This window comes from Acidithiobacillus concretivorus (assembly GCF_018853445.1).
In the GTDB taxonomy this organism is placed as follows: Bacteria; Pseudomonadota; Gammaproteobacteria; order Acidithiobacillales; family Acidithiobacillaceae; genus Acidithiobacillus; species Acidithiobacillus concretivorus.
Genome location: NZ_JABELD010000111.1, coordinates 1 through 9,713, shown reverse-complemented (window position 1 = coordinate 9,713; position 9,713 = coordinate 1). Strand labels below are relative to the sequence as shown.

Below are 9,713 nucleotides of genomic sequence, written 5' to 3'. Positions count from 1 at the left end.
TTTCAGCAGGCGGTGGTCGATACCCTGTTTCGGAAATGCCAGCGCGCCTTGCAACACACCGGTCTGAAGCGTTTGATTGTGGCGGGCGGGGTGGGAGCCAATCGCGCCTTGCGCAGTGCTTTGCAAACCCTGGCTGCAGAGGGTATAGAATTATGTATCGCCGATTTGGCCCATTGTACGGATAATGCCGCAATGATTGCCCTGGCTGGTGCCTTGCATCCTGAAATGGCCCAGTCTGCCAGTGCTGATTTCCCAGTTCGGGCGCGTTGGTCGCTGGTCAAGGAGGAAACATGACGGGTGAATCTTTTTCTCTGGATACGGTGGTTGAAGAACGTGCCGCTGTCGATCCGGATTTTCAGCAAGGTCTGGATTGGCAGCAGACCGGTCATCCCGAAGAAGCTGCAGAGGCCTTCAGGCGTTCACTGGACGCGGATCCTGACAGCGCATTGATCTGGACGTTTTATGCCTGGGCACTGGCGGCAGCGGGCGACAGTCATGGCGCAATTGCCGCCTGCCGACGGGCCATCGCCTGTGACGCAGAGTGGGGGCAGGCCTGGAATGATCTTGGCGAATACCTCATGGATACCGGACGGGAAAATGAGGCTCTTTTTGTGATTCGGCGGGCGCTCAAATCCCGGCATTTTGATGCGCCGCATCTGGCGCAAATGAATCTGGCGCGCTATTACCTGCATCAGGGCAGCATGCGCCGTGCCCTGGCCGCTGCTCAGGAAGCACAGCATTTGGCACCGGGATTCCGTCCTGCCGAAAAGCTCGCGCAATGGATAGACGAACGCATGCAGGAATGGAATATCCGCGATTAGTGTTTTTTGAAGGGTGTTTCGCGGCCATCGATCAGGCGCTGAATATTGCTGCGATGCCGCCAGAGGATCAGGATAACCAGCACGATAATCAGGGCACGCAGACTGTTGCTGGCAGACAAAGCAAAAACAAGGGGTACCGCGCTGATGGCGGCCAGTAGCGCGGCAATGGAGGACACCCGCGTGACGGCAAAAACCACTATCCATACACCCAGCACCGATAATCCCAGTAAAGGCATCAGCGCCAGCAGGATACCCATGGCCGTAGCCACCCCCTTCCCCCCCCGAAATCCAAAATAAACGGGATACAAATGGCCGAGAAAAGTCGCCAGTGCGACGGCGGCCAGAATCCAGCCTTCCGCACCCAGCCATCGGGCGACCACAATGGGAATGACGCCTTTGATCAGATCGCCGCAAAGCGTCAGTGCGGCGGCTTTTTTGCCGCCGATGCGCAGAATGTTGGTCGCTCCCGGATTTCCGGATCCGGATTGCCGAGGATCACCCAGGCCCATGGCACGACCTACCAGAATGGCGGTCGCGATAGAGCCGATCAGGTAGGCACCCACTATGAAAACAATATCAATAATGACAGACATGCAGTGCGTTGGCCTGGAAAAGCGCTATTATAGGCCCAGACGCGACGCCTTGTCGCACTTTTCGGGATGACTATGGATATTCTTTTTGTGCGGGAACTGAAAGTTGATACCCGCATCGGTATTTATGACTGGGAGCGGCAGGTCAAGCAGACCGTTTTGATTGATCTGGAAATTGCCGCCGACACCCATGCTGCCGCCCAGTCTGACAAGGTGGAGCAAACCATCAATTATCAGACGGTCTGTCAACGCCTGGTTAGTCACATCAGTGCTGCTGAAGTGGAGTTGGTGGAAACACTGGCCGAGCAGATTGCCGATATTATCCGGGGTGAATTTGCTGCGCGTTGGGTACAGGTGACAGTGCATAAACCGGCAGCGGTGCGGGGTACCCGGGATGTGGGAGTGCGTATAGAAAGGGGTACGGATTAACCCAGGCTGAAGCAGTCGGCGTACAGGTCGTGGTCGTCTGCACGAGTGATTTGCACGGCCAGGCGGTCACCGACCTTGAGACCGCCGGCATTACTCAGGTGGACCACGCCATCTATTTCCGGCGCATCGCTGACAGAGCGGGCTATGGCCCGGCCCCCGCGTTCCAGGGCATCTACCAGCACCTCACGACGCTGACCCACATGCCGCTGGAGCCGCGCACGGCTGATGCTTTCCTGCACCCGCATGAATTCGGCGCGACGTTCTTCCCTGACTGCTTCCGGAACGGCACCGGGCAGGGCGTTGGCGGGCGCGCCTTCGACCGGAGAGTAGGCAAAACAGCCCACCCGGTCCAGTTCGGCAACACGCAGAAAATCCAGCAGTTCTGAAAATTCGGCTTCGGTTTCACCGGGAAAGCCGACAATAAAAGTGCTGCGGATGGTCAAATCAGGCACCTGCTGCCGCCAATGGGCAATACGCTCCAGAGTTTTTTCAGCAGCAGCAGGGCGGCGCATGGCCTTGAGAATCCGGGGGCTGCCATGCTGCAGGGGGGCATCCAGATAAGGCAGGATTTTTCCCTCTGCCATGAGCGGTAGCAGTTCATCAATATGGGGATAGGGATACACATAGTGCAAACGCACCCAGGCACCCAACTCTCCCAGCGCCGCACACAGATCGGTGATCCGGGTTTTGATGGGGCGACCATCATGGAATGCTGTGCGATATTTGCGGTCGACGCCGTAAGCTCCGGTGTCCTGGGAAATCACCAGCAATTCCTGGACGCCGCCAGAAACCAGAGCTTCGGCTTCTCGCAGAATATCACCGGGTTCGCGGCTGACCAGTTTGCCACGCATGCTGGGAATAATGCAGAAACTGCAGGACTGATTGCAGCCTTCGGAAATTTTCAGGTAAGCGTAGTGCGCCGGAGTCAGGCGCAGGCCATGGGGAGGAACCAGATCGGTATAGGGATCATGCAGCGGCGGCAGTGCGGTGTGAATGGCCTCCAGTACCGCGCCAGACTGCTGGGGACCCGTAACGGCCAGCACCTTGGGATGCACATTGCGGATAAAGTCGCCGTTATCTTTTGCTCCCAGGCAACCGGTGACGACCACCTTGCCATTTTCATTTAGGGCTTCGCCAATGGCTTCCAGCGATTCTGTCACCGCTGCGTCAATGAAGCCGCAGGTGTTGACCACCACCACATCGGCGTCGGCGTAATCGCCTACCAACAGGTAGCCCTCAGCCCGCAACTGAGTAAGAATACGCTCGCTGTCCACGGTGGCTTTGGGACAGCCGAGGCTGACGAAGCCGACTTTCGGGGTTTTGCTGGAAGGATTGTTCAAAAGGTATTACTCACGCTGACGACTCCGGGGACAGCACCGACAATGCGTTCCACCACCTGTTTGAGATCAATGACCGCGTTGGGACAGCCCGCGCAGGCGCCTTTCATGCGCACCCGGACATCACGCTGGATAATGTCTACCAATTCAATATCGCCGCCGTCGCGCATGAGAATACGGCGCACGGTTTGCACGGCTTCGGCAACCGCTTCGGGGTCGGGCAGAGGATCATCCGGACCATAGCGCTTCTGCCGGTCCAGTCCACGGGCGGCCATGGCCTGGGCATGGGCAATTTTGGCTGCGGCTAGTGGGTCCTGCTCTTCCAGAGCATCCAGTTCTTCTTCGCTGTAAAAGCGGATGGGGGCTTTGTTATTCATGGCGTCAATATAACATGCGCCCGCCATCGACGACGAGGTTATGGCCGGTGGTGTATTGGGCGTCAAACAGCAGATAAGCCACCGCCGAGGCGATATCCTGAGGATTCCCGACCCGCTTCAGGGCGTTGCGCTCCAGCAGTGCCTGTTTATCTCCATCTGGAGGGTCCTGGTTTTCTGCCCAGAGTACTACGCCTGGAGAAACGCTGTTGACGCGAATATCTGGACCCAGTTCTTTGGCCAGGGAGCGGGTCAGCGCCAGTAGCCCCGCTTTAGTGACGCTGTATGGCAAATAAGATCGCAGGGGAATCTCTCCATGAATATCACCAATGTTGACCACGGCTCCATGACTGCGGCGTAAATGGGGGGCTGCTGCCTGGGTCAGGAACAGGGGGGCACGCAAATGAATGGCCTCCATTCGCTGCCAGTCCTCTGGCGTGATTTGCTCAAAAGGACTGGATTGATAAATGGAGGCGTTATTGACGAGGCCGTCCAGGCGGCCGAAATGCTCCACGCTGGCGGCAATCAGCTGGGCAGGAAAAGCCACGGCGGCTAGATCCCCGGCAATCAACAAACATTCTGTACGGTATTGATGGCGCAGTTCGGCAGCCAGGGCTTCGGCATCACTGCGGGATCGCCTATAATGCAGGACCAGCTGGCAGCCTTCGGCGGCCAGATTTCGGGCGATGGCGGCCCCCACCCTGCGGGCGGCGCCGGTGACCAGAACAACTTTTTCGGTAGCTTTCAAGAGGATTCCATGCGCGCAGAGCGTCCTGATTTTTTAACCCATTCCCAAGGAGGGCGCAAGGCCAGACTGCCGATTCCGGATGCTGCCGCGCAAGCGCATTCGGCGCTTTTGCTGGAGCGGATTCGTGCCGAAATCCAGGCTGCAGGTGGCGTCATTTGTTTTCGTCGCTACATGGAGATGGCGCTGTATACCCCTGGTTTGGGATATTACATGGCTGGGCAAAACCGCCTGGGTGCCGACGGCGATTTTGTGACTGCCCCGGAAATGGGCTCGGTGCTGGGCAGTGTGTTGGCACAAGTGCTGGCCCCGTTGCTACAAACGGATGCGCGTGGTGACGGTATACTTGAATTTGGCGCAGGGCGTGGCTTTCTGGCGCAACAAATTCAGCAATGCCTGCCGATGTTCCCCTATACGGTGCTGGAACTCAGCCCCGATCTACAGGCACAGCAACGGGCAATGCTTCCTGCAGTCAATCATCTGCAGCAGCTACCCGCGCACTGGCGCGGCGTCATGCTGGCCAATGAAGTGCTGGATGCCATGCCGGTAGTGGTCGTCGAAAAAGATGATCAGGGCGTGTTGCGGGAGCGGGCTGTGGGTTGGAATGGGGAGGGGCCGGAATGGGCCTGGATGCCGGAGCCTTATGCCGCCGAAGCCCTCGACCCCGGTCTGCTGCCGCTGATGGCGCAGTGGCCTGAACATTACCGCACCGAACTGCACCCCCTGGCCACCGCCTGGTTGCGGGAAGTGGCGAATTGCCTGCAGTCTGGGGCGCTGATACTGATAGATTACGGTCATGAGGCGGGAGAGTATTATCATCCCCAGCGCCAGTCGGGCAGTTTACGCGCCTATTATCGCCAACACTGGCTGGATGATCCATTTTATTGGCCGGGATTATGTGATCTGACCGCCCATGTGAATTTCAGCGCGTTAATGCAGGTTGCGCCAGCGCTTGGTCTGGAAGTGGATTTTTACGGAAATCTCGCCCGTTTTCTGGTGGAACATGGTCTTGCCGACGTCTATACACAGATGGCCGCCGGGCAGGAGGTCGCAGCCCTTTTCGCATTAAATAATGAAATCAAGCGACTGACCATGCCTCAGGAAATGGGCGAAAGCTTTAAGGTGTTGATTTTGAAAAAGAGAGAAAAAATATGACGATAACCATTTACGGTATTCGCAATTGCGATACCATGAAAAAAGCTTTTGCCTGGTTGAACGCGCAAGGCTGGTCTTACGATTTTCATGATTACAAAAAAGCCGGGGTGGTTTTGGCGGATTTGCAGCATTGGGCGACGCTGTGGGGCTGGGAAGCGCTGATTAATCGCAAGGGGACGACCTGGCGGCGTTTGCCCGAAGCCGCACGTGACTGCCAGGATGCAGACGCTGCTTTTGCCTTGATGATGGCGCAGCCCAGCCTGATTCGTCGCCCCATTCTCATGAGCGGCGATCAGGGCGTGCTGGGCTTTGATCCAGAACGCTGGCTTCAGATGACCCGGGAGTAACGTACCGACTTTTGTGGCAGGTAAGCATCAAAAATCATACAGACATGACGGATCAGGAGGTGACCTTGCGGGGTTACCTGCAACTTTTCTGTATCCATCTGAATCAGTCCATCCTGTTCCAGTTGCTTCAGGGCGGGCAGGCAATCGCTAAAATGTATCCTGAACTGGACGCCGTATTGCTGCTTTAATGCTGCAAAATCCAGGCGAAAATCGCAGGTCAGCCGGTTGATGATATGACGGCGCAGCAGGTCTTCTTCATGCAGGCGTATGCCCTTTTCCACAGGAAGATGACCATGATCCAGCCGGTCTCCCCAGGCATCCAGATCTTTGATATTCTGGCTGTAATTGGTGCCGACCATGGCAATGGCGCTCATGCCGAAGGCAAGCAGGTCACTTCCCGCATGGGTGGAATAGCCCTGGAAATTACGATAGAGGCTTCCTTCCCGTTGGGCCAGGGTCAGCTCGTCTTCGGGTAAGGCGAAATGATCCATGCCAATGTATACATATCCGGCTTGCTGCAGTGTTGAGATACTTTCCGCCAGAATGCGCAGCTTGTTTTCGGGAGAGGGAATATCCGTCTCCCGAATGCGCCGCTGCGGTGGAAAGCGTTCGGGGAGATGGGCGTAATTGAATACCGATAATCGATTGGGGCGGATGGTGATGACTGCCTCCAGGGTGCGCGCAAAACTTTCCGGAGTTTGTAACGGCAATCCATAAATCAAATCCAGACTGATGGAGCGAAAACCCAGGGATCTGGCCTCAGCCATCACTTCAGCTAACAGTTCCAGACTTTGTTCCCGATGTACGGCTTTTTGCACGGCAACATCCAGATCCTGCACACCAATACTGATGCGATTAAAGCCAAATTCCCAGAGGAGCTTGAGGGTGCCCGGTTCCAGAGCACGGGGATCAATTTCAACACCATATTCTCCCTGGTCATCGGGCAGGAGCTGAAAATGCCGATGAATACTGTCCAGCAGAGTAGTCAGGTCATTCTGACGTAAAAAGGTGGGGGTGCCACCGCCAAAATGCAGCTGCTCTACCGGACGGCTGGCATCCAGATGGTTGAGATACAACGCCATTTCTTTTTCCAGGCGCGCGACATAAGGGCCGCCCCATTCGTGATGACGGGTGACTACCTTGGTGCAGGCGCAATAAAAACAGAGGTGCTCACAAAAAGGAATATGAAAATACAGGGACAGTGGCCGGGCCTGAAGGTTGGACGCCTGCAGTGCCCTGATCAGATCGGTCTCGTCAAAATCGGTGTGAAAGTGCGGCGCTGTCGGATAAGAGGTATAGCGCGGCCCCGCTTGATCGTAACGACGGATGAGATCGGAATCGACAATCACACTTTGTTCGGGAACGGTAGGCATGGGAACACCCTCTATCTGACGGGAAGAATTATCAGATCATACGCCCTGAATATCTTTTACTCCAAGCAGATTTGCAGCCACACTGGCCCGAATTTCTTCCAGAAAGGCGCGCATGTGATCTTGTTCCGACTGCTCAGCTGTAGTGGCTGCCTGCAAAGTTTGCCAGAGGCCCTGAGGACCCAGTGGCAGAGCGTGCACATACCCTTTTTCTCCGTAGCTTCCCACCGCCCAGGAAGGCAGAGCGGCAATACCCTGACCGGAGGCGACCAGTTGCAGGATAATAACCGTCAGTTCGGCGTGACGTCGGCGCCAGGGCTGGATACCAGCGGGTTGCAGAAACTCCCGGAATAAATCCAAACGTCGATCTTCCACCGGATAGGTGATGAGCGTTTCCTCCAGAAAATCGGCGGGCTCCAGATAAGGCTTGTTGGCCAGGGCGTGGCGAGGATTGACCAGAGCGACCACTTCGTAGGCAAACAGGGGATGCAGGGTGATGTCCGCAGCCATGGCATCGGGGGCGGTCAGTACGGTCAGGTCAGCCTGATGACTTTGCAGGAGGGGCAGAGGGTCCTGTTGAAAACCGGAAACCAGGTCCATTTCAACGTCCGGCCAGTTTTCCCGGAAACGATCCATGGCCGGGGTCAGCCAGTCAAAGCAGGTATGACATTCCACCGCAATGCGCAGTCGTCCACTGTTGCCCAGTGCCCGACGTTTAAGTTCTTCCTGCAACTGCCGCACGCGAGGCAGGACTTCCCGCGCCGCCGCCAGCAATTCTTCGCCGGCTGGGCTGAGGCGCAATTGGCTGCCCCGTTCGCGGTCCAGAATATTGACACCAAATTCCGCCTCCAGGCCACGGAGCTGATGGGACAGAGCAGACTGGGTCAAATGCAGGCGTTGGGCTGCGGCAGCCAGACTGCCAAACTGGGCGACAGCTTCTATGGTGCGCAGGTGACGAATTTCAATGGGCATGACAGGCTCGATTCAGGAGGTTTCCAGAACGCATTGTCCCACGATCTTCGCGTCCTGCAATATGAATAAATGCTCAAAACGGCCGTCGGCCGAGAAGCTTTTTGCTCCAACGTCCCTTGCCTGTTGTTCTAAGGCTCATCCTGCTGTCAGGAGAGAACTCGCCCTTTGGGCTCAGACAGCTCTCCTGACGGGCGCAGGATTTCACCAAGAACAACAACGGCGCGGGCCAAAGTCGCTACAAAGCTTCCCGGCCGACGGCCGTTTTGAGATTGACAGCACCATGCCAGCTAACAGATTTTTTTGGCAATTTGGGCCCAACGCATAGGGGTTTAATATGCATTGTGTAGGTCTACAATAACATTTAAAGAATGTCATAAAACCGTCATCATACTGTCATCATAGTGTCACAATTCTCGCATATCATGCTTTCCATAATTTAATAAAAGACAGTGCCAAGAGCGTGGCTATATATGAGTCCCCCTGACGATTCGGGAGGGTCTATCTTTGTTTTGCGCTCTTGTCAGTGTTTAACTACTGAGGGAGTGTGAAAATGAAGAAAAAATATCTGTTACTATCCATTCTGGCAGCATTCGCCTTGAGTCCATTGGCTCATGCAGATGACAAATCGCTGCTGAGTTCCAGTCTCGCCAAGGAAAAAAATGATGATTTCAGCCTGAATTTAGGCGGGCGTATTCAAGCGGATTATGCGACTTACTTCAATAATCCCATTGAAGGATCGGCAGGGGCTAAATTTCGACGGGCCCGCATTTTTACTAGTGGAAATATTGCCAGGGAATGGGGTTTCAAATTCCAGTATGAATTTACTGATTCAGGCGCTGCAGGTTTCAAGGATGGTTATTTCACCTATTTGGGGCTGCCAAATTCAACCATTACCCTGGGACAATCCAAAACCTTTTTCAGTATGGATCAGCTCAACAGCTCCAACGATAATGTCATGATGGAGCGTCCACTACTGGAAGCTCTGGATGCCTACGGTGACCGGCGCATGGGTCTGAAGTTCACCACTCATGGGGATAACTGGATGCTGGGTCTGGGCGGATTTATGAATGCCCTGGATGAAAAACAAGTGACCAGCTATGGTGGTATTGTGCGTAGTGGAACCAACAAGACCACCGCTCTGAGCACGAAATCCAGCAACACCAATCAGAGTGGCATTTACACCATCAGTGGTCGTGCGACTTATGTTCCCGTGCACAGCGAAGGAAGCGATCTTTATTTTGGCGCTAATCTGAATTACACCGGCTTTGGCCAGCAGAATGCAGCGGCCTTGTATTCCACGCGTCCGGAAACCAGTGTAGCTTCCACCAAACTGCTGGAAACTTATGTCAGCAATCCCAGTTCACAGTTTCAATATACTCTGGAAACGGCTGCTGTAGCCGGACCCTTTTCTATTGAGGGCGCTTATGTCGGGGCTAATGTTTCCCGTCTGTCAAACAGCGTTTAAAAATGACCAGGTAACAGCGTCTATTTTTGACCAGTTTTAAAGGGGGTGGGTGCGACGTTTTTTGAACCGGTATGAATCGTTTCCGGTCTCCAGAATATCGCAGTGGTG

Annotated in this window: 11 protein-coding genes and 1 pseudogene; 6 read left to right on the top strand and 6 right to left on the bottom strand. The window is 55.2% G+C overall.

From position 1 onward, the window contains the following. Both HJG40_RS12310 and HJG40_RS12305 read left to right on the top strand, forming a co-directional pair. A pseudogene (locus tag HJG40_RS12310) lies at positions 1-294 on the top strand (tRNA (adenosine(37)-N6)-threonylcarbamoyltransferase complex transferase subunit TsaD); the annotation flags it as partial. Continuing rightward, positions 291-821: a tetratricopeptide repeat protein gene (locus HJG40_RS12305; RefSeq protein WP_215864467.1), complete on the top strand. Its 531-nt coding sequence runs from the start codon at positions 291-293 to the stop codon at positions 819-821. The pseudogene HJG40_RS12310 and the gene HJG40_RS12305, both read left to right, overlap by 4 nt. Here the strand turns inward: HJG40_RS12305 and plsY are convergent. Then, positions 818-1,414: a glycerol-3-phosphate 1-O-acyltransferase PlsY gene (gene plsY / locus HJG40_RS12300; RefSeq protein ID WP_215864466.1), complete on the bottom strand. Its 597-nt coding sequence runs from the start codon at positions 1,412-1,414 to the stop codon at positions 818-820. The genes HJG40_RS12305 and plsY overlap by 4 nt on opposite strands. Positions 1,415-1,486: 72 nt before the next feature. Between plsY and folB the strand changes: the two genes are divergently transcribed. Beyond that, entirely contained in the window at positions 1,487-1,840 is a 354-nt protein-coding gene (folB, locus tag HJG40_RS12295) for a dihydroneopterin aldolase (protein WP_215864465.1), read from the top strand. Here the strand turns inward: folB and rimO are convergent. The 3 genes from rimO to HJG40_RS12280 are packed head-to-tail and all read right to left on the bottom strand — an operon-like array spanning position 1,837 to position 4,299. Next, positions 1,837-3,180 (bottom strand): 30S ribosomal protein S12 methylthiotransferase RimO, encoded by a 1,344-nt coding sequence (gene rimO, locus HJG40_RS12290; protein ID WP_215864464.1) that lies wholly within the window; start codon positions 3,178-3,180, stop codon positions 1,837-1,839. The two genes, folB and rimO, sit on opposite strands and share 4 nt — an antisense overlap. After that, entirely contained in the window at positions 3,177-3,554 is a 378-nt protein-coding gene (locus tag HJG40_RS12285; RefSeq protein WP_215864463.1) for a NifU family protein, read from the bottom strand. Before HJG40_RS12285 ends, rimO begins: the two co-directional genes overlap by 4 nt. Before the next feature lie 4 nt (positions 3,555-3,558). After that, positions 3,559-4,299, bottom strand: coding sequence for a pteridine reductase (locus HJG40_RS12280; protein ID WP_215864462.1), 741 nt, complete (start codon positions 4,297-4,299; stop codon positions 3,559-3,561). 9 nt (positions 4,300-4,308) lie between these two features. Here HJG40_RS12280 and HJG40_RS12275 point away from each other — a divergent pair, with 9 nt between their 5' ends. Both HJG40_RS12275 and HJG40_RS12270 read left to right on the top strand, forming a co-directional pair. After that, complete coding sequence (locus HJG40_RS12275; protein ID WP_215864461.1) at positions 4,309-5,451, top strand: class I SAM-dependent methyltransferase; 1,143 nt, start codon at positions 4,309-4,311, stop codon at positions 5,449-5,451. Then, positions 5,448-5,798 (top strand): ArsC family reductase, encoded by a 351-nt coding sequence (locus tag HJG40_RS12270; RefSeq protein WP_215864460.1) that lies wholly within the window; start codon positions 5,448-5,450, stop codon positions 5,796-5,798. The genes HJG40_RS12275 and HJG40_RS12270 overlap by 4 nt, the downstream gene beginning before the upstream one ends. Here the strand turns inward: HJG40_RS12270 and hemN are convergent. Continuing rightward, positions 5,780-7,171 carry an oxygen-independent coproporphyrinogen III oxidase gene (gene hemN, locus HJG40_RS12265; RefSeq protein WP_215864459.1) on the bottom strand — a complete coding sequence of 464 codons (1,392 nt, stop codon included), beginning with the start codon at positions 7,169-7,171 and terminating at the stop codon, positions 5,780-5,782. The genes HJG40_RS12270 and hemN overlap by 19 nt on opposite strands. A 36-nt stretch (positions 7,172-7,207) precedes the next feature. After that, a complete protein-coding gene (locus HJG40_RS12260; protein ID WP_215864458.1) occupies positions 7,208-8,140 on the bottom strand; it encodes a LysR family transcriptional regulator in 933 nt (310 codons plus the stop codon). A gap of 550 nt (positions 8,141-8,690) precedes the next feature. On the opposite strand from HJG40_RS12260, the gene HJG40_RS12255 reads away from it, so the two are divergent. After that, entirely contained in the window at positions 8,691-9,605 is a 915-nt protein-coding gene (locus tag HJG40_RS12255) for a porin (protein ID WP_215864457.1), read from the top strand. Positions 9,606-9,713 lie beyond the last annotated feature (108 nt).

What these genes read in the sequence shown, in the direction of transcription:
- HJG40_RS12260 (WP_215864458.1), bottom strand. Translation starts at nt 8,140, where the DNA reads ATGCCCATTGAAATTCGTCACCTGCGCACCATAGAAGCTGTCGCCCAG.
- HJG40_RS12305 (WP_215864467.1), top strand. Translation starts at nt 291, where the DNA reads ATGACGGGTGAATCTTTTTCTCTGGATACGGTGGTTGAAGAACGTGCC.
- HJG40_RS12255 (WP_215864457.1), top strand. Translation starts at nt 8,691, where the DNA reads ATGAAGAAAAAATATCTGTTACTATCCATTCTGGCAGCATTCGCCTTG.
- HJG40_RS12275 (WP_215864461.1), top strand. Translation starts at nt 4,309, where the DNA reads ATGCGCGCAGAGCGTCCTGATTTTTTAACCCATTCCCAAGGAGGGCGC.
- hemN (WP_215864459.1), bottom strand. Translation starts at nt 7,171, where the DNA reads ATGCCTACCGTTCCCGAACAAAGTGTGATTGTCGATTCCGATCTCATC.
- plsY (WP_215864466.1), bottom strand. Translation starts at nt 1,414, where the DNA reads ATGTCTGTCATTATTGATATTGTTTTCATAGTGGGTGCCTACCTGATC.
- folB (WP_215864465.1), top strand. Translation starts at nt 1,487, where the DNA reads ATGGATATTCTTTTTGTGCGGGAACTGAAAGTTGATACCCGCATCGGT.
- HJG40_RS12270 (WP_215864460.1), top strand. Translation starts at nt 5,448, where the DNA reads ATGACGATAACCATTTACGGTATTCGCAATTGCGATACCATGAAAAAA.
- HJG40_RS12285 (WP_215864463.1), bottom strand. Translation starts at nt 3,554, where the DNA reads ATGAATAACAAAGCCCCCATCCGCTTTTACAGCGAAGAAGAACTGGAT.